The organism is Litoribacter ruber (assembly GCF_018449405.1).
Taxonomy (GTDB): domain Bacteria; phylum Bacteroidota; class Bacteroidia; order Cytophagales; family Cyclobacteriaceae; genus Litoribacter; species Litoribacter ruber.
Genome location: NZ_JAHCMY010000001.1, coordinates 901,820 through 922,847, shown reverse-complemented (window position 1 = coordinate 922,847; position 21,028 = coordinate 901,820). Strand labels below are relative to the sequence as shown.

At 42.9% G+C, this 21,028-nt stretch carries 18 protein-coding genes; 5 read left to right on the top strand and 13 right to left on the bottom strand.

The annotated features are described in order from the left end of the window. Positions 1-100: 100 nt before the first annotated feature. Positions 101-511 carry a thioredoxin domain-containing protein gene (locus KI659_RS03920; RefSeq protein ID WP_213944022.1) on the top strand — a complete coding sequence of 137 codons (411 nt, stop codon included), beginning with the start codon at positions 101-103 and terminating at the stop codon, positions 509-511. An 8-nt stretch (positions 512-519) separates the two neighbouring features. After that, positions 520-1,011 (top strand): Dps family protein, encoded by a 492-nt coding sequence (locus KI659_RS03915; RefSeq protein ID WP_213944021.1) that lies wholly within the window; start codon positions 520-522, stop codon positions 1,009-1,011. A gap of 139 nt (positions 1,012-1,150) precedes the next feature. Here KI659_RS03915 and KI659_RS03910 read toward each other — a convergent pair whose 3' ends face one another. The 8 genes from KI659_RS03910 to alaS all read right to left on the bottom strand — a co-directional run bounded on the left by KI659_RS03910 (position 1,151) and on the right by alaS (position 13,405). After that, positions 1,151-3,319 (bottom strand): cation:proton antiporter, encoded by a 2,169-nt coding sequence (locus KI659_RS03910; protein WP_213944020.1) that lies wholly within the window; start codon positions 3,317-3,319, stop codon positions 1,151-1,153. Positions 3,320-3,481: 162 nt separating this feature from the next. Next, the gene (locus tag KI659_RS03905) at positions 3,482-5,929 is read right to left on the bottom strand and encodes a leucine-rich repeat domain-containing protein (RefSeq protein ID WP_213944019.1); all 2,448 of its coding nucleotides are present in this window, start codon (positions 5,927-5,929) and stop codon (positions 3,482-3,484) included. Next, the gene (locus KI659_RS03900) at positions 5,916-6,755 is read right to left on the bottom strand and encodes a hypothetical protein (RefSeq protein ID WP_213944018.1); all 840 of its coding nucleotides are present in this window, start codon (positions 6,753-6,755) and stop codon (positions 5,916-5,918) included. The genes KI659_RS03905 and KI659_RS03900 overlap by 14 nt, the downstream gene beginning before the upstream one ends. Next, a complete protein-coding gene (locus tag KI659_RS03895; RefSeq protein WP_213944017.1) occupies positions 6,752-7,330 on the bottom strand; it encodes a hypothetical protein in 579 nt (192 codons plus the stop codon). The genes KI659_RS03900 and KI659_RS03895 overlap by 4 nt, the downstream gene beginning before the upstream one ends. Positions 7,331-7,367: 37 nt before the next feature. Further along, positions 7,368-7,835 carry a nucleoid-structuring protein H-NS gene (locus tag KI659_RS03890; protein ID WP_213944016.1) on the bottom strand — a complete coding sequence of 156 codons (468 nt, stop codon included), beginning with the start codon at positions 7,833-7,835 and terminating at the stop codon, positions 7,368-7,370. Positions 7,836-8,121: 286 nt separating this feature from the next. Further along, positions 8,122-9,240, bottom strand: coding sequence for a TlpA disulfide reductase family protein (locus KI659_RS03885; protein ID WP_213944015.1), 1,119 nt, complete (start codon positions 9,238-9,240; stop codon positions 8,122-8,124). A 1-nt stretch (position 9,241) separates the two neighbouring features. Next, positions 9,242-10,699 carry an Asp-tRNA(Asn)/Glu-tRNA(Gln) amidotransferase subunit GatB gene (gene gatB, locus KI659_RS03880; protein WP_213944014.1) on the bottom strand — a complete coding sequence of 486 codons (1,458 nt, stop codon included), beginning with the start codon at positions 10,697-10,699 and terminating at the stop codon, positions 9,242-9,244. Between the two features lie 75 nt (positions 10,700-10,774). Continuing rightward, positions 10,775-13,405, bottom strand: coding sequence for an alanine--tRNA ligase (gene alaS, locus KI659_RS03875; RefSeq protein ID WP_213944013.1), 2,631 nt, complete (start codon positions 13,403-13,405; stop codon positions 10,775-10,777). A 130-nt stretch (positions 13,406-13,535) separates the two neighbouring features. Between alaS and KI659_RS03870 the strand changes: the two genes are divergently transcribed. The 3 genes from KI659_RS03870 to dprA all read left to right on the top strand — a co-directional run bounded on the left by KI659_RS03870 (position 13,536) and on the right by dprA (position 16,226). Beyond that, the gene (locus tag KI659_RS03870) at positions 13,536-14,513 is read left to right on the top strand and encodes a M23 family metallopeptidase (protein WP_213944012.1); all 978 of its coding nucleotides are present in this window, start codon (positions 13,536-13,538) and stop codon (positions 14,511-14,513) included. A 260-nt stretch (positions 14,514-14,773) separates the two neighbouring features. After that, positions 14,774-15,127 carry a MerR family transcriptional regulator gene (locus KI659_RS03865; protein WP_213944011.1) on the top strand — a complete coding sequence of 118 codons (354 nt, stop codon included), beginning with the start codon at positions 14,774-14,776 and terminating at the stop codon, positions 15,125-15,127. Next, a complete protein-coding gene (gene dprA, locus KI659_RS03860; protein WP_213944010.1) occupies positions 15,108-16,226 on the top strand; it encodes a DNA-processing protein DprA in 1,119 nt (372 codons plus the stop codon). Before KI659_RS03865 ends, dprA begins: the two co-directional genes overlap by 20 nt. A gap of 5 nt (positions 16,227-16,231) precedes the next feature. On the opposite strand, the gene KI659_RS03855 is transcribed toward dprA, so the two are convergent. The 5 genes from KI659_RS03855 to KI659_RS03835 all read right to left on the bottom strand — a co-directional run bounded on the left by KI659_RS03855 (position 16,232) and on the right by KI659_RS03835 (position 20,987). After that, positions 16,232-17,620 carry an amidohydrolase family protein gene (locus tag KI659_RS03855; protein ID WP_213944009.1) on the bottom strand — a complete coding sequence of 463 codons (1,389 nt, stop codon included), beginning with the start codon at positions 17,618-17,620 and terminating at the stop codon, positions 16,232-16,234. Between the two features lie 36 nt (positions 17,621-17,656). Next, positions 17,657-18,481: a hypothetical protein gene (locus tag KI659_RS03850; protein ID WP_213944008.1), complete on the bottom strand. Its 825-nt coding sequence runs from the start codon at positions 18,479-18,481 to the stop codon at positions 17,657-17,659. Between the two features lie 220 nt (positions 18,482-18,701). Beyond that, on the bottom strand, positions 18,702-19,247 hold the full coding sequence (locus KI659_RS03845; protein WP_213944007.1) for a cupin domain-containing protein: 546 nt from the start codon (positions 19,245-19,247) through the stop codon (positions 18,702-18,704). A 244-nt stretch (positions 19,248-19,491) separates the two neighbouring features. Further along, on the bottom strand, positions 19,492-19,728 hold the full coding sequence (locus KI659_RS03840; RefSeq protein ID WP_213944006.1) for a (2Fe-2S) ferredoxin domain-containing protein: 237 nt from the start codon (positions 19,726-19,728) through the stop codon (positions 19,492-19,494). Between the two features lie 5 nt (positions 19,729-19,733). Further along, a complete protein-coding gene (locus tag KI659_RS03835; RefSeq protein ID WP_213944005.1) occupies positions 19,734-20,987 on the bottom strand; it encodes a DUF819 family protein in 1,254 nt (417 codons plus the stop codon). Positions 20,988-21,028 lie beyond the last annotated feature (41 nt).

Below are 21,028 nucleotides of genomic sequence, written 5' to 3'. Positions count from 1 at the left end.
GCAACCTTGGCATAATTTATGGACATTTTAGCCTGTTGAAGTCCTCAAATGGGTTGCAATGCAATATTATTTATCCACTAATTTTTAACAACATCACCATATGTTCGAAGTAGAAGGAAATGAAATCAAGTTTCTATACAACAGCAACAAAATGGGTGACAGGGAGACCTTAGCCTATGTCAAATCTCTCCACCAACATGTAATCAACGAGCTGGATGTGTATCAAAACGATATGACTCCTACCCAGATTTCTGAACTTGCCAACAAGTTGGAGGTGAGAATTATAGATCTTTTCGACCGGGAATCGGCCTATTTCAGAGAGCAGATAGAGGGAAAAGATGTGCAAGAAAAAGATCTGCTGAATATACTTCAGAAAGAAAAGGAGTGCCTAAATACCCCTATTTTGATTTCCAAACATGTAAGTAAAATGCTAGACAGTTCGGCAGAAACCATTTCACTGGACATGGTATTCAAGAACATTCCGCCTAGCGACGAAACCAAAAACCAATAAAAATAACCATGAGTAATAAAGATAAGCGAGTGTTTAAAAAACTCGGCTACAAACAAAGCGAGACAGACAAAATCGTTAAATCCCTCAACAAGCTTTTGGCTAATTATCATGTGCATTATCAGAAGCTGCGAAACTTCCACTGGAATGTCACTGGAGGCGACTTCTTCGACCTGCATGAGAAATTCGAAGAGCTTTATGACGAGGCCATGGAAAACATTGACCTGATTGCGGAAAGAATCAGGGTATTTGGTTATACACCTTATAGCCTTATTACCGACTATTTGGAAAATTCTGACATCAAAGAAGTCGGAACTGATCTCTCTTCTGCTGAAATGGTAAATGAAGTGCTTAAGGATTTCGAAATCTTAGCTGAAAACATGAATGACTGTGCCGAAAGCGTCGGAGATTTAGGCGATCTAGCCACAGAAGATATGCTGGTAGCATTCATCAAAAGCATTGAGCTTCACCACTGGATGCTTACCTCCTTTCAAAAAAATTAATCATGTAGGTAAAATTTATCAAAAAGAAAGGCTTGTGTTACACACAAGCCTTTCTTTTTGATCTGTCTTCGGTCTTCCGTCACACATACTAAAAGAGGTCCTCTATGAAGTTACAAGCATTATAAATAATATAATACCCCTACTTTTTCTTAAACAGCTTTGACAAGGTTTTACCCAAATCATCAAACTTCTCCATGTTATTGAGAAGAGGATTAAATAAAGTCGTTCCCGAATAATCCGACATGTTTTTCTGATCAAAACCAAATTGCATCGGGAAGACCAAGATGTAATTATTCTTGTTGAAGTAGTTATTCAGGTATTTCGGCATTTTACCCATGACCTGGTTATAAGAAATACCTGTTTTTCTACTCATAATAATAAGCAAAGCATCATTGGCTTTCATATCCCTAGAAATGATCAAAAAGTCCTCCCATTCACTGAATTCAACAAATTCTGCTTCTATTGGGTGGTTCTTATTTACCTGTCTTATAAACTCAAGGGTTGCTGCAGAAGCATAAAAGACCAACTTGGCGCCAGTATTCCTCCCTATGTTCCATACCCTAAGTAGCCAAAAGGGAAAACCCATTTCCTTTTCAGCATTTATAGGCACTACTATGATGTGCCTTTGGATGGTATTGATCGGCTGGGCATTTCGATAGATTAGCGTAGTCGCGTTACACTTGCTCAAAATCCCCTCGGTCAGATTACCCAAGAAAGAATCCGAAATCCCACCCTGCTTGTGCAAGCCAAGAATAATATCAGAAACCTTGTTTTCCTTTACCACATTAGTTATTCCATTCACAATGTTGGAATCATAACGGATTAATTCCGTCAGAATATTATCCGTAGCAGCGGCCAAAACACTGGCCTTTTCCAATAGCTTTTTGGCATTTTTCTCCAGGCTTTCATCTGTTGAATCTGTAGGAATAATATTCAATGCCAACAGGTTATTCTTTGCTGATTGGGATTTCACCGTCACCCCAAGATTTATCAACTCTTCAATATTTTCCGGATAATTAATTGGGATAAGTATTTTTTCCTTGGCCTCTTCATCCTCCTCCTCTTCATCTTTCTTGCCTTGATTTTCCTGGATCGCAATCTTAGTAGCGCCACGTTGAGCCACAAAGGAGGCGATGGTACAGGTCACCAAGATCATCAAGATGGTGCCGTTCAGAATGGCCTCATTCAATAGCCTAATTTCAGTCCCATCAGGAGCCACGCCAATTTTTATCTCATAGCCTACTAATACAGCCGCAAGAGTTGCCGCTGCCTGGGCATTACTTAAGCCAAAAATAATATCCCGCTGGGCTGTACTGAACTTGAAGGTCTTTTGAGTCAGGGTAGCTGCTAAATACTTCGACAGGGTAGCCACTACGGTCATGGTCACCGCAACAATGATGGTTTCCGTATCATTGAAAAATACGCTGTAATCAATGAGCATCCCTACTCCTATCAGGAAAAAAGGAATAAAGAGCGCATTCCCCACAAATTCAATCCGGTTCATCAACGGAGAGGTATGCGGTATAAGTCTATTCAAGGCAAGCCCCGCCAAGAAGGCTCCGATAATGGCTTCTATCCCGGCCGCTTCCGCCAAGAAAGCACCCATGAACACAAGTCCCAACACAAATATGTATTGGCTGATGTTGTCCTCATTCTTTTTAAAAAACCATCTCCCCACCAAAGGAAATCCCAATGTGACGATTAGGGCAAAAACAATAACTGATATGATCAGTCGGATCCAGAATTCATTATTTAGCTCCCCTGTTGCCATTCCGGCAATCACTGCTAATACCAATAGGGCCAAGGTATCGGTAATCATGGTCCCTCCTACGGTGATATTTACCGCCTTGTTTTTGGTAATCCCCATCTTACTAATGATAGGATAAGCGATGAGGGTGTGGGAGGCAAACATACTGGCAAGCAGCACGGAGGTCATGATATTGAAATTAAGAACATACAACCCCGCCAAGATCCCCAAGCTCATCGGTATTAGAAAAGTAAAAAGCCCAAATACGATACTTTTGGAGCTGTTTTTCTTAAAGTCTGCCAAGTCAATTTCCAACCCAGCCAAAAACATTATATACAATAATCCAACAGTTCCGAAAAGAACAACACTGCTATCCCGCTCCAGCAGATTAAATCCATATGGGCCGATGATTGCTCCAGCGATGATCAAGCCTATTAGCTGAGGTATTTTCAGCTTATTGAGCAAAAGAGGCGCAAAGAGAATAATGAATAGAATGATCGAAAAAATCAGTACCGGATTGCTTAACGGTAAAGAAAAATTTAAGTCACTGAGTAAAATCATTCCTTTTATTTAGTTAGAATCACAGTTTTGTCGCAAAATAATTCTAAAAAAGTTCTTCTACTAATTTTGAAGAAATCTGTTTTAGATAAGCATTAAAAACTAAAAGCTCCGAGAAATAATTCCCGGAGCTTTTAAACTTATATTACTGCATTGATATTCAAATCAATAATATCTGACATCGGTATCAGGATTGGCACGCTGAAACTGCTCCACCTGTCTTCTGTTAATTCTAGTATTAAAGCATTTAAGCTCTTCCAAATTTCTCAATCCCATTACTGGTTTCAAAGTCCTTGCGTTGGTATTGGCTATATCCAAACTTCTCAAGTCATAAAGGTTATCCAATCCATTAAGTCTTTTGATATTGGTACCTGATAGGTTCAACTCTTTCAACTTGGTCAACTTTGCCAACGGCCTCAGGTCCTCAACCCCCGTGTTAGAAAGGTTCAACTCTTCCAACTCGAACAAATTCACCAATGGCGCCACGGACATCACTGGGGCCTGCGTAATGCTAATTTTCTGCAAGCGTTCCATTCTACTCAGTGCACTGATATCCTGCAAAGGCACATCTCTGATCTCAAGCTCCTTTAAGTTGATAAAAGCCGTCAGAGGCTCCAGATCACTGATCCTTTCGCCTGAGATTTTCACAGTTGTGCTAGCAGTAAACTTATGCAGTTCGCGGGTTGATGGGTTCTCTCCAATCCCGAATTGATCCTTGAAGACACTCTTCCAAACGCCTTCCAAACCTCTCCACCAGGTATTCAACTCTTCAGAGCGGAAAACTATGTTGGTTTGCGGATTTATTTGTAAAAGATTTTCAACCTCCCACTTAGGCACCTCTGTTTTATCTACATCCACAAAATCAAGGTTCTTTAAGAAATTCAGAGATTTGATAGATTTGATTGGTGTTTCTTTGAGTTCAACGATTGTTAACCCATTCAGATTCTCCAAAGCCTCTACGCTCGTCACTGCAGAACTGTTGGCCACAAGCTTTTCCAAGGTTTTCACCTCTGCCAAAGGACTTAAATCATGAACCTTAGTGTTTGAAAGATCCAATTCCGTGATCTTTTTGAATTTAATCACTGGTCGAAGATTCACAATCTGACTGTTGGAAAGGTCTAAATTGTCACTACCCACCAAGCTGGAAAGGTCCTCTACTGAAGGATTGTCCGACAAACCGGGGTAGTTTTTCAAAAGAACCTCTCTCCAGCCCTCAGGAAGGGTGCTCCACCAGCTTTGTAGATTCTCCACATTATGGATAAGAAGCACACTTCTATTTCTTCTGGTAAACTCGTCGGCATTTTTCTCAGAAATACTGCTTCTATCAGCATAAACCCGCTGCAGAGACTTTTTCTGATCCAAGGGAGACAAGCTGCTTACCTCAGTCCTATTGATGTTTACTGTTCTTAGGTTTTCCAAGTCAGCCAGAGGCGTCAAGTCCAGAATATTTGTCTCCTCCAGCTTGATATACTCCAGATTGGAAAGCTCAGACACGTATTCATAATTGATCAAATAGTTGCCCGTGAGGTTCAACCTTCGAAGGTTTTTAAGCTCATTAATGCTTTCCATATTGTTGAACCCACTCTCGGTCAGATCAAGCTCCTCTAGGTTGCTAAAGTTGTTCAATACGCCAAAGCTACGGATTGGAGTATTGGCGACTTTTAGCGTTTTAAGATTTCTCAGCACACTTAGCACTTCGATATCGTAAACTTTAGTATTGGAAATATCCAAGTATTCCAACGCTTCTGAATATTTGATAAACTGAATATCCTCAGTCGGGGTATTCGATATATCCAGATGCTTAAGATAAGTCACGTGGGAAACAGGTCCCAAATCCTCAATATTGGTGTTGCTCAAATTAATGTATTTGAGATCACGCAGGGCATAAATAGGAGTCAGATCAAAAATCCGCTCTCTACCCGATAGGTCAATGCTATCAATTGAGCTCATTTTGGTGATCACATCCATCCCCACCGAATCACCTTCGGCTATACCAAAGTTCTCTTCGAAATAAGACCTCCATTCATAAGAAAGGCTTTCCCACCATTCAGCCAATTCTTTATCACGGCTCAATTTGGTGGTATACATACTTACTATCTTGAGATCATTGGATTTGGGATCAAGATTAATCTCAATAAATCTAGGTTTGGTATTCTCAATTTTTTCACCTTCAATTCCCTCCGCGGAAAGAATTCGGTCCAAGGTCACAATAAAAGACAATTCCTCATTATCCCTGAGAAAAGGTTTAACCTCCTTGATGTTGAATTTGAAATTGGCGTGGCGGAAAAAAAAGTCCACGTCTTTCAGGTAGGCCGTCACATCCTTATTGGTAATTACCTTTCTGTCCAGCAAAAGATCGTCCTCAACCTGAACTTTACCATCTCTGAAGATTTTGACAAAGCTCTCCCTGATCATGACGTCTTTGTCACGAGCAGAGGTTTCCCTATTTCCAACTGTGTTGAGGAAATACTCCAGGAATTTCACCTGATCTTCAGCTTTGGATGAAAACTCCTTTACCTCCTGCTTGGTATAGGTACCCATTTCTTGTGCAATCACTGCCGCTAAGGGTCCACAGAAGGCAATTACTAAGCAAATTACCTTATTTCTGATCATAGATGTACTTTAATACGGCATCTTCATCCCCTTCTTGAAGCTTTACAAGATTGGAAATCAGCCACCCTGTATTGAAACCAGGCCTGTTGAACTGGGCGAGTTCAAAGTACCAGTTGTCAATTTGGAAAAAATGAAACTTCAGGTCGGTCACATTCTCAAATTTGAAATGACCTTTTTTGATTTCATAAAGAAACAATGTCAAATAATCCGGCTCATAATCGGTAGGCGTATACGATTCCGGCTTAGGGTTTTCTTGAAAAGCCCTTCTCAGATTCATAAAATCCAATTCATGGCTTAACGGGTGAAGGAACTGCTTCTTGGAACCAGTGTCCTTGTCGAAATATTTTTTGAATGGTTCAAAACCTACCCGTTCAATTACCCACTCGTAACCCAAGCCTTCAGGCTGGAGCTTCATGAACAAAGTCACATTCTCGGACTTGCCCTGGTATTTGAAGGTGGTTTGTACCTCGGCAAACCATTCCCCCTGATGAAAATCAAGGTATTTAGGCTGCTCTTCATTGATTACATCCACGACAAATTCTTTCTTCAGTTCAGCTTCAATGCTGGAAGTCTCATTGTCAAATAGAATATCGAGGAATTTTTTGCGGAGATCGGTACTTCTGTACTCAGCGTCATTGGAGTAATACCGCTTTTTGCCATCCTGGCTTTCTTCAGCATTAAACCTTCTAAAAAATTGGTTTACTTGTTTGGTTGAGGCGGCAAATCTGCCATCATCCGCAGGTTGGCCGGGGGAGTACAAACCCTGCCCCGGCGCAAACTGAATGGATGAAATAACTAATAGTACTAATAAGATTGTTTTTCTCATGAGGTAGTTTCAGTCACACGAATATCACCTAGCATTACGTCCCAGAACTCGATCGTTCTACCCGCAACCTGAGTGGATTTTCTTTCCACATAGATGGTGATGTCTTTTTTGGTGGTATCTCTATAGTTTAGACCAGCTTCTTGAGATGTACCTTCAAATCTTTGGTACACGGTAACTACACCTACGAATCTACCGTCAGGCTGTCTTTCCAAGTCACTGATGTAATGGATATCATACCAACTGATATTTACCCTATCATAGTTCAATGCCATCAACCTTTCGAAGTATCTTCTCACTTTGTAGTAAGCCACTTCTTTGGTGTTGATAGATGAAACACCCATTTCAGCACCTGGAGCAAAAAGCTCTTCAGCTCTATCCATTACACGGTTAGCTTCAGAAAACTGCGTCTCTTTGCTTCCGATGATGCTGATGTACTTGCTAAGATCCTTTACTTTTTCCAATGCCAATGAATCTATGGCTTGTTTTCTCTGAGGGCTAATGTCGTTAGACTGAGCAACGGCTACTGCTGAAGTCAGCAAAAACATTAGGATAAATGAAGGGAAGTATTTTTTCATTTTGTAAGATTCTATTTTTTATAAGGGTTGGGATTATTTATCGTCTACGACGTAATTCTAATTCAGTCACTCTACCGTTGTTGTCCACACGTACGTCACTGATGAAGTTGAGGTTCTTCTTGGTGTCTTTTAAGTAGTTGAGATACTTTTCGATGGTGGTAGGCTCATCATAATCCTTCATACCGTTTTCCTCATAGATCACAATCAATACTGGGGTCTGCTGATTTGCAAACATAGAAAGGGCTTCTTGAATAGATGAATTAGCACTGTTTACGTTTGAAGAATTAGCAATTGAGTTGAAGTAGTTTTCAAGCTTACTTACAGCTTCCTCTTCAGCACTTGGCTGGGCTGGTGCAGGAGCTGGAGCCGGCTCTTCTACTGGCTGCGGTTCAGGAGCCGCCTCAGTCACTTTTTTCTTACTTTTACAAGCACCCATTGCTAATAGGCAAAATAGAGCTAGGGTCATTAACCTGCTCAAAGGGGATTTTGCAGTTCTTTTTTTCATGTTTGATTTAGAGGGATTGTTTAAATTGTTTTTTTCGTTGTCCCACCTTTTGCAAAAACCATTCCATATCTGGAAATAATCCATTTTTGGAAGTTTGTTTGCAGTCGGCAGATGTGCTTAGATTTCGATGCAATATTGCAAGGAATAAATCGATAAAAAAAGGTGTTGATATAATTATTTTTACACCTCTTAACATATTTTAAGTATTGGTCTAAGTTCTTAAGTAATAACGAAAAAAGCCTCTCTTATTTTAAAGAAAGGCTTAGGTGTTCAATAACTAGTTGTATTAATCAAAGAGCTCGCTCAGCTTGTTCTCCAAGCTAGGTCCACGGAGGTCTTTGGCTATGATATTTCCGTCCGGATCGATCAAATAAGTGGCTGGAATTGCATTGATTTGATAGAGGGAGGCTGCTTCAGAATTAAAATATTGAAGGTCCGAAACCTGAGTCCAGGGCAAGCCGTCCTCTTTGATACCTCTCAGCCATGCCTCTCTGGTTCTATCCAAAGACACCCCAAATACCTCAAAACCCTTTTCATTGTACTTATTGTACAATCTCACCACATTAGGATTCTCCTCTCTACAAGGCTTACACCAAGCAGCCCAAAAATCAATTAGCACGTAATTACCTCTCAAATCGGATAAATTCACCGTCTGGCCCTCGGGATTAGGAAGTGAAATCTCTGGGGCAGGCTGTCCTATTGAAAGGGCTCGCATGTCATCCAATTGGGATTTAAGCGTGGTAATCATCCGCGTATTGGGGTATCGCTGGTCAAGATCATTGACCACACTGTCCAAAAACTGAAAATCGCTTCTTGGGTTGATCATCCCGATTGCAGCCAGTGAAGCAAAACTCCCATCCATATCCTGAATAGCCGCCTTTACCTTTTCACTCTGCCGACCCTCAAGTCCCATGGCTTTTTCCTGGATTTCCTTGATCCGTTCCTGGTTGTTGGCATTCATGGCCTCATAGTACTGGGAGTTCAACTGATTGACTTCCTCCTGATATTCTTCAGTCAGGCGGTCGATTTTTTTCAGCTGGTCGGTATCAGTTGATCCACTAATGTCTGGTTTTTCACTGGAGTTGAAATCATGCTTGATCTCCACATCCTCATTGTAAAGCGCCAAACGAATATTTTGACGGTTCATCAGATTCAGGTCATAGAACCCTGGACCATCCAAAGACAACGTATATTCGAATTTCCCGTCACTGCCAACCGCTATAGAGTCGATTGTTTCCTTGGAATTATCCTTGTATTGAGACAAAATCAAAGCTCCTTCGGGCTGATTCTGAAAGCTCCCGCTGATCACCACTTCCCCGTCAAAGGATTTCTCCTTATCGGTGGAGCAGGCAAATGCCAATAGGATAATGGCTGCAAATAATACGTTGTTCTTGAATGTACTCATATTAATTTTCTAATAGTTCAGTCAAAATTTTGCTGGCCACCTTGGGGTCTGCCTTTCCTTGGGACTGTTTCATCACTTGACCCATAAACATTCCCAAAAGTCCTTTCTTACCGGCCCTATATTCCTCCACTTTGGCAGAATTGGCAGCTATCACTTGTTCGATGATAGGCCTAATCGATCCTTCATCGCTTTCCTGAATCAGGTTCAGATCCTCGGCGATTTGTAGAGGAGTCTTTCCGTTTTGCTCAATCATCACCGGATAGATCTTTTGCGAAGCAACAGAGAAGTTAACCTTCCCCTCATCTATCAGGGCAATCAGCTCGGCTAATTGTGCCGGAGAAATTGGAAAATCAGAAATATGCAGGGTCAGCTCGTTTAGATATGACTTTACAGGCCCCATCATCCAGTTAGACGCAGCTTTGTAATTTTTGGTTTTCTGGCAAAGCTCCTCAAAATATAAAGCTATTTCCTTAGAATCGGTCAATACACCCGCATCATAATCAGGCAGGCCATATTCATTTACAAACCTTTTGAACAACTCCCTTGGCAAAGAAGGCATCTCGGATCTTACGGATTGAAGCCATTCTTCAGAAATCAAAACGGGACTCAGGTCCGGTTCAGGGAAATAACGGTAGTCATTCAGGTCTTCCTTGCTTCTCATACTGGAAGTAGTACCAGTAGTCGCATCAAAAGTCCTGGTTTCGGAAGGAATATCCTCCCCTGCTTCTATCATTTGAATTTGCCTTTCAAACTCGTGCTCGATAGCTCTGGCTACGTTACGGAAAGAGTTCATGTTTTTCACCTCCACCTTTTTACCAAAGGTGTCCGAGCCTTTCAACATCACCGAAATATTGGCGTCACATCTCAATGAACCCTCTTCCATATTGCCATCACAAATATCAAGATACCTTACCAATCTCTTGATCTCGGCCAAATAAGCATAAGCCTCTTCTGAAGACCTCATATCCGGTTCAGACACGATTTCGATAAGTGGCACCCCGGCCCGGTTGAAGTCTACCAATGTATCCACTTCCCCTGCAAGGTGCATAGACTTACCGGCATCTTCCTCCATATGGATTCTAGTGATGGCAATGGATTTTTCCGCACCGTTTAAAGTGATATAGACCTTTCCACCTTTACAGATCGGTCCTTTGTCCTGGGTGATCTGATAGCCTTTTGGAAGATCTGGGTAAAAATAGTTTTTACGCGCAAAAATGTTGGTCCTGTTGATCTCCGACTCACAGGCGATACCCATTTTCATGGCAAATTCCACGGCCTTTTTGTTGACCTTTGGAAGGGTGCCCGGGTGACCTAGGGTGATGACCGAAATATTCGTATTTGGCATATTGCCGTACTCCGTAGAGTCAGAATTGTACATTTTGCTCTGGGTGAGCAACTGGGCGTGGACCTCAAGTCCTACTACCAATTCATATTTATCTTTGATTTCTGCTGAAAGCATTCTTTATATCTATGGTTAAATATAGCCCTTCAAATTTGAAGTTCTATTTTTACAAAAACAAATCTTATTAGATTACTATAATTCGGCAAATAAACTCTTGGCCTTATCTATTACTGCCGGCAAACCCTCAAGCTTCTTGCCGCCTGCGGTAGCAAAAAACGGCTGTCCGCCTCCTCCACCCTGAATTTCCTTGGCAAGGTCTCGGACGATCTGCCCTGCATTCAGGCCTTTTTCCTTGACCAACTCCTCATCGATTATCACCGCCACTTGTGGCTTTCCTTGAATATCCGCTGCCAAAACAGCCACGATCGGAGCCAGCTCGTTTTTCAGCTCAAAGGAAAGCTTCTTCAAGGCATCCGCAGAAGGCAACGTCACTTGGGCGACCATTACATTCACCCCGTTTTGCACTTTGACCAGCTTTTTAAGCTCATCTTTTATTCCGGCCGCCTGGCTAAGGTGTAACGCCTCTATTTCTTTCTTAAGTTCATTTTTCTCCGCTACAAGTGCCTCAATGGCTTTTTTGAGGTCTTTAGGATTTTTAAGCATTTCCTGGACCTCCTTCACCAATTCCATTTGCTGATTAATAAAATCCTCAGCGGCATTGGCTGTAATGGCCTCAATCCTTCTCACTCCTGAAGCGATGGAGCTTTCAGAAATGATTTTGAAATAGCCAATCTTCCCTGTGGAAGGTACGTGGGTCCCTCCGCAAAGTTCCACTGAATAATCCGACCCAAAAGTAATAACTCGAACAAAATCACCATACTTCTCTCCAAACAGGGCTGTAGCCCCCATGGATTCAGCTTCTTGTATAGGCACGTTTCTTTTTTCGTCCAGTTGTATGTTTTCCCTGATTTTTTCATTCACCAGTTTTTCAACCTGCTGGATTTCTTCATCCGTCATTTTGGAAAAATGTGCAAAATCAAACCTTAACAGTTCATCATTAACCAAAGACCCTTTTTGCTGTACGTGGTCACCCAAAACCTTCTTCAAGGCTGATTGCAGCAAGTGAGTAGCCGTGTGGTTATTCATAGTAAGGGCACGCTTGATCCCATCCACTTTGGCTGTAAACGCTGCACTTGGGTTTGATGGCAGCTTGTTTACAAAATGTACGATCAGGTCGTTTTCCTTTTTAGTATCTATCACCTTTACGGTTTCTTCTTCACTTTGAAGCACACCCTTATCGCCTACCTGCCCACCGCTTTCTGCATAGAAAGGAGTGGTTTCAAGCACTACCTGATATTTGGTACCCTTCTTCTCTTTTATTTCTCTGTATCGCAGGATTTTGGTATCTGCCTCCAAGGCATCATAACCGACAAACTCCACCCCGTTGTCTTCATTCACCACAACCCAGTCGCCCGTTTCCTGCTCGGCAGCGGATCTGGACCTGGTCTTCTGCTTTTCCATTTCGGATTGGAAACCCTGCTCGTCTACTGAAAGCTCATTTTCCCTAGCGATAAGCGAAGTCAAATCCAATGGAAATCCATAAGTATCATAAAGCTCAAATGCAGTTTTGCCATCGATCACCTGCTGCCCATTTTCCTTTAATTCAGCTCTAATTTGCTCCAACCTCTTCAAGCCGTTTTCCAAAGTCCTCAGAAACGAGCTCTCTTCTTCAAAAATCACCTTGGCAATAAAGTCCTGCTGGCTGGCAATCTCTGGAAACATCTCTCCAAAATTTTCAGCCAACAATGGCATTAACTCATATATGAATGGCTTATTGAAACCCAAGAAAGTATACCCATACCTTACGGCCCTTCTCAGTATTCTTCTGATTACATAGCCTGCTTTATTGTTCGAAGGCAACTGCCCATCGGCAATTGTAAATGCAATCGCACGGATGTGGTCCACCACGACGCGGAAGGCGATGTCCAGTTTTTCTTCTTGCCCATATTGCTTGCCTGATTTTTTCTCCAACGCTGCAATGAAGGGCATAAACACATCTGTGTCATAATTGGAAGACTTCCCTTGGATGGCACGTACCAGCCTTTCAAAGCCCATTCCCGTATCCACGTGCGTGGCAGGAAGCGGCTTGAGGCTGCCATCGGACTGTCTGTTGAATTGCATAAAGACCAAGTTCCAGATCTCTATGACCTGAGGATGGTCTTCGTTGACAAGCGATTTTCCTGAAACCTCAGAAATTTCAGTTGCCGGTCTTAAATCTATATGAATTTCTGAGCAGGGACCGCAAGGCCCTGTATCGCCCATCTCCCAAAAATTATCCTTTTTGCTCCCAAAAATTATCCTGTCCTCATCCACTATTCCTTTCCAGAGATCAAAGGCCTCCATATCCTTATCCAACCCATCCTGTGCATCACCTCCAAAAACACTCACATAAAGCCTGTCTTTTGGCAATTTATACACCTCTGTTAATAGCTCCCACGCCCACTCGATGGCTTCTTTCTTGAAATAATCCCCAAAAGACCAGTTTCCCAACATCTCAAACATGGTGTGGTGATAGGTGTCCACCCCCACTTCTTCCAAATCATTGTGCTTCCCGGAAACTCTTAGACACTTTTGGCTGTTAGCCACCCTATTGACTTTAGGCGTCTCATTTCCAAGGAAATAATCCTTAAACTGATTCATCCCGGCGTTGGTAAACATCAGGGTGGGGTCGTTTTTGACTACGATGGGTGAGGAAGGGACAAAGGAATGCTGTTTGGTTTTGAAGAATTCTATGAAAGTATTTCTAATTTCTTTGGCGCGCATATATTAGGTGAATTGTAACCGATATTCGGAAATAAAATTTACTCTGTCTATCTTAGCAGGCATCACGGTAATGCTGTGTCCTGCCTAATAATAAGGCTACAAAATTATAAGAATTACCAAGGAATTAATAATGAGTAGGATAAAATATTACTATGATCCCAAGAGCTGCAAGTACGAAAGGTACACCCCCAGCAAATGGGATGTCGGCATCAACATTTTAGGCATAATCTCCCTGGCCTCCATTCTGGCCATCGCCTTCATCATGATGTTCAACCATTTCTTTGACAGCCCCAAAGAGCTGAAGCTCATCAATGAGAATAAAGAGCTCAAACTCTACTACTCCCTTTTGGAGGAAGAAGTCGAAGTGATCAATGAAATGATGGCCGACTTGCAGGACCGTGACGACAATTTGTACCGTGTCATTTTTGAATCCGAACCCATTCCCTCCTCCATTCGGAATGCCGGGTATGGCGGTACCGACCGGTATCGAAACATCAAAGCGAAGGGCCTTAATCAGGAAAAAATGATCCTGGACGTGATGGGAAAGGTAGACCAGCTCAAACGCAAACTTTATGTACAGTCGGTTTCCTATGATGAGCTTTCTGAAACGGCCATGAACAAAGAGGAGTACTGGGCATCCATCCCAGCCATCCAGCCCGTTCATAACGAGGAATTAAGCAGGTTGGCATCCGGTTTTGGCATGAGGTTGCATCCAATATTGAAAGTGCGCAAAATGCACAGCGGCATTGACTTCTCAGCTCCCAAGGGAACTCCAATCTACGCCACAGGCGACGGGGTGGTAGAAGTGGTAAAAACTGATTTCGGCGGTTATGGAAAGAATATCATCATCAACCATGGCTTTGGTTTTACCACACGCTATGCCCACATGAACGAATTCAACGTCAAGAGAGGACAGAAAGTAAAACGTGGCGACTGCATTGGATATGTAGGAAACACAGGAAGCTCTACTGCTCCTCACGTACATTACGAAGTAAAGAAAGATGGCAAATTTGTCAACCCTGTTCATTACTTCTTTAAAGACCTCAACCCGGCCGAGTTTGACAAAATCCTCGAACTGGCCTCCAGGGAAAACCAATCCCTATCTTAACCCACTTACTGCCCAGAGAATAAAATCCTCTGGGCAGTTTTTTTTTAAATTTGTCCGCGAAGAAGCCTTTGTGCCCCTTCTTTTTAACTTGGTGCCCTTTGTGACCAATTCCTTCCGCATAGGAGCTTTCCGGCTCCGGTCTTCCGTCTCCAAAACATTCCTCCCCTCATTGCTCAAAATCACTTTCTATTTTCCAATTTTAATTGTTATTTTTGGCAAACCTGCCCTGTGTATCGGGCCAATTTTATTATAAGAGTAAAGTGCCTTACAAAGAAAAAGAAATAGAGAAAAAGTATTATTCCATTGGAGAAGTGGCCGCTATGTTCAAAGTAGCCACCTCTTTGATAAGATACTGGGAGGGCGAATTTGAGATAATCAAGCCCAAAAAAGACAAGAAAGGCAACCGGCGCTTTACCAAAGACGATATCGAGAAGATCCGTCTAATTTATCATTTGGTAAAAGAAAAGGGCTATACCCTGCAGGGAGCCCAAGATATTATCAAAAAGGACCTCCATCAGGTGAGCGACAAGGCTGCCATGATTGAAAGGCTCCACAAGATCAAAAACTTTTTAATTGAAATCCGGGATAATATAAATGAACACCAAGAACGATGAGCACCTTTATAGTCTAGCACTTAGCCTGATCCCCAAGATCGGGCCGTCAGTCTATAAAAACATCATCAGTTACAGCGGTTCCGCTCAAAACTTTTTCAACCTTGCACCTGGCAAAGCCGCCAAAATCCCCCGCATAGGATCCAAGCTCTTAGAATTGCTTCGACAGAAAAATCAATACTTGGCCCAAGCAGAAAAGCTAATCCTGCAAGCCGAAAAATTAAACGTCAAGATCTTAACTTATGCCTCAACGGAATTCCCCAAGAGGCTCAAATCCATAGAGGATTCCCCCTCAGTTCTATTTGTAAAGGGAAACATTGATCTAAACGCTAACCGACTACTGGGGATTGTTGGCACCAGAAATGCCACTGATTACGGAAAAACCGTCACGCGAAAGATTATTGAGGAAGTGGCTCCCTTCCAGCCTGTCATTGTGAGCGGTTTGGCCTATGGGATCGATATTGAGGCGCACCGGGCGGCCCTGCAGCATGATTTGCCTACTGTGGCGGTGATGGGCTCGCCCATTGACAAGATTTACCCCTACCAACATAAAAATACCGCAGAGCAGATGCTTGAGACTGGAGGACTGATCAGTGAATTCAGACCAGGCAGCGATATGGTACCGGGGAATTTTCCCCAAAGAAACCGAATTATAGCAGGACTTTCCGATGCCCTTATCGTAGTTGAGGCCGCAAAAAAGGGAGGAGCCTTGATCACCGCTGAAATCGCCTTCAGTTACAACAAAGAGATTTTTGCCGTCCCAGGGAACCTGCAATCGCCCTATAGCGAAGGGTGCAACCAGCTGATCAAAACCATGAAAGCCAATATCTACCTTGGCACCAAAGACCTGGAGGAAGCTCTGTCATGGTCAAAAGGTTCTGAGGACCAAGAAAATCAACCTGTAGCCTTTTCGCTTGAGAACATTTCCGATGAACACAGGCCCATAATTGCAGCATTTTTAGAAAACCCCGAGCAGCAGATTGACCAATTGTCTTGGATCACCAATATCCCTATTTCCATGTTGGCTTCTTCTTTATTGCAATTGGAGTTTATGGGACTGATCAGATCCCTACCGGGGAAGACATATAAACTGGTAAAGTAAAAGCTTTAAACTTTACTTTTTATCCTTTCAAAAGCAGAATTGGCTTTATTGACTATATCTTGTGCGTCTTGCTTCTGTAGCCTTCCATCCTTTTTAAGAATCTCCCCATTCACCATCACCATGCTGACATTTCTAGGTTGGCCGGCTTCAACAAGTATATCCACCGCACTCGTGAATGGTGCCAGATTGAGCGCATTGGGATCTATTAATATCAAATCCGCCTGTTTGCCTGGCGTGATGGAACCTACCCTATCCCCAATTCCCAGAGACCTTGCACCTTCAATAGTAGCCATTTCCAATACCCTTTCCGCACCGATCTGAAATTCATCCTGAGCCATGGCATTGGTAATATTGAGGATATTTTTCATGATGGCAAACATATCCGCATTTCCAGAAATCGTGGTGGTATCTACTGACAAGCCTATCGTCGCCCCCTTATCGAGCAATTTGAGCATTTCAGGAAAACCATAACCGATTCTTAGCTCGCTAAAAGGTGAAATGCTGATGGAAGATCCTGCATCCACCATGGCTTCAATTTCCCAGTCAGTTGCCTGCATGCCGTGAATAAGCTGCAGCTTTTCATTCAGGAAGCCTGCCTTGGAGAGCCTAGCGATAACCCCTTCCCTGGAAGCATGGGTAGTGATGGGCAGCCCCAATTCACTGGCCCTCTGGTAATCATAAGTCCCTATTTCAATATTCCCTTCTATCCCCCTCCAGGCAAACCCCAGATCAAATAAGCCCGAGTTATTATAGTTATCCCAATCAGCTTTCAGCTTTTCTAACGGTGCAAAATCAATGGCCTCCTCACTGCCTCTGCCCACAGCATTCCCAAATGAATATCGGGCACGGACACCGGAGGCCTCAACCCCTTCCAGGCTGGCCACGGCATGCTCAAAACTCCGAACGTTATGACACCAGTTATGCAGGGTCGTAATACCGGAATCTATGGCTTCAGCGCCTGCGAGTTCACAAGCGACCTTCATGTCATCAGGAGTAAAGTGGGGCCCAACTTCCTGTTGGGTTTCAAAATACCCATTACCAGGAGGCTTTACCGACATACTCCGGAATAGCCCAGTCCAGATATGCCAATGGGTCTCCACAAAACCCGGCAGCAAAACCTTACCTTTCGCATCGATTACTTCCACCTCTTTTTCAGAAGTCAACCCATTACCTATTCGGGAGATTTGACCGTTTTCTATCAGGACATCTCCTCTTTTTAGGTTGCCCACAGATTTATCCATAGAAATAATCTGGGCATTGATAATCAAAAAGCTATTGCTCGTAAATTGCCCCTGTAATTGGTTGCCAAGGGCTTTGACCATCCCCAATGGCATTAGGCTGACCAAGCCCATCCCCTTTAAAAATTCTCTTCTTCCAAATCCTGATTTATACATGTTTATTATAACCAAGGAATGTAAGTACGGTTTAAGCTAAAAGTATTCTAACCGCTTTCTGGCTAGCAGTGGCAATCCCCAATTGATACCGTATTCCCTTTCTTCCGTAAGCCGGCCCAATTCATCATATTCGTACTCAAATACATCCCCCATTTCTCCGGGAGGCATCATTAGCAAAGTCGATTTGGCTCTCATGAGCCCCTGATCATTATAGTGGATGAACCAATCTTGCCTTACTGCTTCAAATGGAGATTCATAAAGGCTCTCCTTGATCTTCAGGCCATTTTCGTATTCATACTGATAATAAGCTATGATTTCTTCCTGATTATAATAATCCGTTCTCTTCAAAAGATCATTTTCATAAGCAAAGGTCCTCCACAGTTCCCGCTCCCGGTAATGCGTTTCCAATTCGATTGAACTCAACCTTCTATTGTCATCAAAGAACTGATACACTGTACGAGTCCATACTAACTTATCCATTCTGCCACCTGTTGGTTCCGGACTGCCCACTGCACTGGGATGTGAATAAGTTATTATTTCGCTAAGCAGATTTTGATGGTCATAGTTTAAGACTGAAACTGAAATGGTATCCAGTTCTGGGGAAAGTTGAAACCTTAATGCTTCTCTACCTACCGAATTATAGAGATGCTCCACATAATTGCGCAGAGAGGAGTTATCCATATTATGGTAATATAGCGTTTTGCTCAACTGTCCTTCGAGTTGCCGAAGATCACCACGCAGCATTTCCCTTACTTCTTCAAACCATTCAATTTCGGCTTCCGGGCTCCCATGCTCCTCTTCCCAATCGGCACACCCCCAAAACAGTAAGCCCACTACAAAAAATTTGACAAACCGGCCCATAGCTCATTGATTAACTATAATCAATTTACGCACAAACAATTAATTATCAAAAGTTTATCACTTCAAGACTATAACCTGAATCCAACTTAAACTAAAATCAGACAATCTCTGAGCCCTTTGATCCTCTGCGGTTAACTAAATGACTTAACATCAAACTAAATCAAACCTATCCTATTGTTCGGCAATCTCTGAGCCCTCTGATCCTCTGAGGTTATTTAAACTACTTACAATACATTTCCAAAAGCTCCTTCTTCTTCCCCTTCTTAATGGCTTTTTTTGCCATATATTTTCCCAAAGGTGACAGCAGCTTGAATATAAACGCAGGGCTTTCCATATTGCCCATCTCGGCCAAAATGAAGTTGGTGGCCAAGTCTTTTGGCAACCCCCGCTTGTCAGCCAGACCGTCATGTGCAAGCCCATACATAATTCTGATGGAATCTTCAAAGCCCTTTTGCCCGGGCTCAAGTTTTACGTGGAAGGTGATTTTATCATCATTGGGATTATGAAAACCATGTGGCTCCATGATGGCCACTTTATAGCTTTCTCCGGGTTGGAGGATTTTGGATTTGCCTCCTTCCTGTTTCACTTCCAATTGGCCTTCTTTGGCAGTGAAGGTTTCAGTATAGCAGGTATGGAAATGGAGAGGGTTGCCTCCTTTTGGAGCCAGCTCAATTTCCAGGAGCGTGTATTCCCTATTTGTTTCCTCGGAGGTCTTTAAAAAAGTAACTTTATCGTCAAAAATGGGATTGGTGATCGTTCTTTGCATTTCTTTGGGATTTTAATTCAACTTTAATTTAAATATGCCTACCCGCAATTGCACCCATAAGATGGCAAAAACTGCCAAATTCTTGGTCTGATGCTAGAATGATCCTTACTTCGGTCTTCGGTTTTCCGTCCCCAAAAGAAAAAAGTAATTAGCGAATGGCATCATTGCGGGTAATCATGAAATTATAAAATCCAACTTAAAATCTCAAAGAAACAGTATCCTTTTCACCTTATTCTAGGTAAAATCACTTATCAAACAATTCGCGCAAGGATGCCAGGGAGGCTTTTTTAACCACTTCCTCTTTGTATATGACCATTGGACCTGTTTTGCAGAAGTCCATGCATTTGGTCTTTATGATTTTAAATCTACCTTTATAAGTCGATTTGGTCGCCTCTTTTAGGTCACCGATAAGCTTTTTGCATCCGGCCGATTTGCAATCAGATCCTGTACAGACGAAGACGAATTCCCGATATTCTCCCATGCTAGTTAGTTAGTGGAAACATATTGCAGCAGCAATCCACAGATGTAAGCTCCATAGGTACCTACTGCATAACCCAACACAGCCAAAAGTACACCAACCGGCGCCAAAGATGGATTAAATGCTGAAGCCACAATCGGGGCAGAAGCTGCTCCACCCACATTCGCCTGCGAGCCCACAGCTACGAAGAAAAACGGCGCCTTGATCAAATAGGCAATCACCAACATGATAATCACGTGCATGGACATCCACACCAGTCCTACCAAGAAAAGAGTAGGGTTATCAAAAATGGCCAATAAATCCATCTGCATCCCGATTGTTGCCACCAAGACGTACAATAGCACACTTCCCAATCGGGATGCCCCTGCGCCTTCAAGGTTTCTAGCCTTGGTAAATGAAAGTACCAATCCACCCGTGGTGGCTACCACGATGATATAGAAAAAGGGTTTGTCCAAAGAATAATCACCCAAGGCAGGGAAGTTTGTAGCAATAAACGGTGCCATGAAGTCCGCCACCAAATGGGCAAAACCAGTAAGGGCAAAACCCACCCCCAAGATCTTCATGGTATCCACCATGGTTGGGATTTTCATGATCCCGGCCCGGTATTTTTCCACCTTGTCCTGCAGTTCATGGATGGCTGAGCTATCCGCCTTGAAAAGCTTGTCAATCACCTTGGGTTTGGCAGCCCAGTAAAGCAATACCGCCATCCAAACATTGGCCACTAGCACGTCAACGGCAATCATTTGGCTAAACAGCTCTGGGCTCGCCCCAAACATTTCCAGCATGGCCGCCTGGTTGGCTCCCCCACCGATCCAGCTACCAGCAATGGTGGCCAGTCCTCTCCATACCTCATCAGGTCCGGCACCGCCAATTACTTCAGGGGCAAAAAACGATACAATCAACACGGCCAACGGTCCACCCAAGACAATCCCTAAAGTCCCCGCCAAAAACATCACCAAGGCTTTTGGACCAAGCTTCATGATGGCCCTAAAATCTATACTCAGCGTAAGCAATACCAAGGATGTAGGCAGCAGATAATCTGCCGCCACTCTGTAAAGATTGGAAAATTCACCTGATATAAGGCCAAAAGAATTCAGTATCGCAGGAATGAAATAACACAGCAATATGGATGGGACCACCCTGTAAAACTTTGTCCAGAAAATTCGCTTGCTGGCACTAGTAGAAAAAACTAAGGCTAATATGGCTACCAAAATGCCTAACACTACGGCATCGTTGGTTATCAAAGGGGTGTTTTCCTGCATGGTCTTACTTATTTGACCACATAATTACGTCAAATGAGATA

Bases quoted from the DNA above. Each gene is read 5' to 3' on its own strand.
- KI659_RS03855 (WP_213944009.1), bottom strand. From the start codon at position 17,620: ATGTATAAATCAGGATTTGGAAGAAGAGAATTTTTAAAGGGGATGGGC.
- alaS (WP_213944013.1), bottom strand. From the start codon at position 13,405: ATGCGCGCCAAAGAAATTAGAAATACTTTCATAGAATTCTTCAAAACC.
- KI659_RS03915 (WP_213944021.1), top strand. From the start codon at position 520: ATGAGTAATAAAGATAAGCGAGTGTTTAAAAAACTCGGCTACAAACAA.
- KI659_RS03835 (WP_213944005.1), bottom strand. From the start codon at position 20,987: ATGCAGGAAAACACCCCTTTGATAACCAACGATGCCGTAGTGTTAGGC.
- KI659_RS03910 (WP_213944020.1), bottom strand. From the start codon at position 3,319: ATGATTTTACTCAGTGACTTAAATTTTTCTTTACCGTTAAGCAATCCG.
- KI659_RS03890 (WP_213944016.1), bottom strand. From the start codon at position 7,835: ATGAAAAAAAGAACTGCAAAATCCCCTTTGAGCAGGTTAATGACCCTA.
- KI659_RS03905 (WP_213944019.1), bottom strand. From the start codon at position 5,929: ATGATCAGAAATAAGGTAATTTGCTTAGTAATTGCCTTCTGTGGACCC.
- dprA (WP_213944010.1), top strand. From the start codon at position 15,108: ATGAACACCAAGAACGATGAGCACCTTTATAGTCTAGCACTTAGCCTG.
- KI659_RS03845 (WP_213944007.1), bottom strand. From the start codon at position 19,247: ATGCAAAGAACGATCACCAATCCCATTTTTGACGATAAAGTTACTTTT.
- KI659_RS03885 (WP_213944015.1), bottom strand. From the start codon at position 9,240: ATGAGTACATTCAAGAACAACGTATTATTTGCAGCCATTATCCTATTG.
- gatB (WP_213944014.1), bottom strand. From the start codon at position 10,699: ATGCTTTCAGCAGAAATCAAAGATAAATATGAATTGGTAGTAGGACTT.
- KI659_RS03870 (WP_213944012.1), top strand. From the start codon at position 13,536: ATGAGTAGGATAAAATATTACTATGATCCCAAGAGCTGCAAGTACGAA.
- KI659_RS03920 (WP_213944022.1), top strand. From the start codon at position 101: ATGTTCGAAGTAGAAGGAAATGAAATCAAGTTTCTATACAACAGCAAC.
- KI659_RS03850 (WP_213944008.1), bottom strand. From the start codon at position 18,481: ATGGGCCGGTTTGTCAAATTTTTTGTAGTGGGCTTACTGTTTTGGGGG.
- KI659_RS03895 (WP_213944017.1), bottom strand. From the start codon at position 7,330: ATGAAAAAATACTTCCCTTCATTTATCCTAATGTTTTTGCTGACTTCA.
- KI659_RS03840 (WP_213944006.1), bottom strand. From the start codon at position 19,728: ATGGGAGAATATCGGGAATTCGTCTTCGTCTGTACAGGATCTGATTGC.
- KI659_RS03900 (WP_213944018.1), bottom strand. From the start codon at position 6,755: ATGAGAAAAACAATCTTATTAGTACTATTAGTTATTTCATCCATTCAG.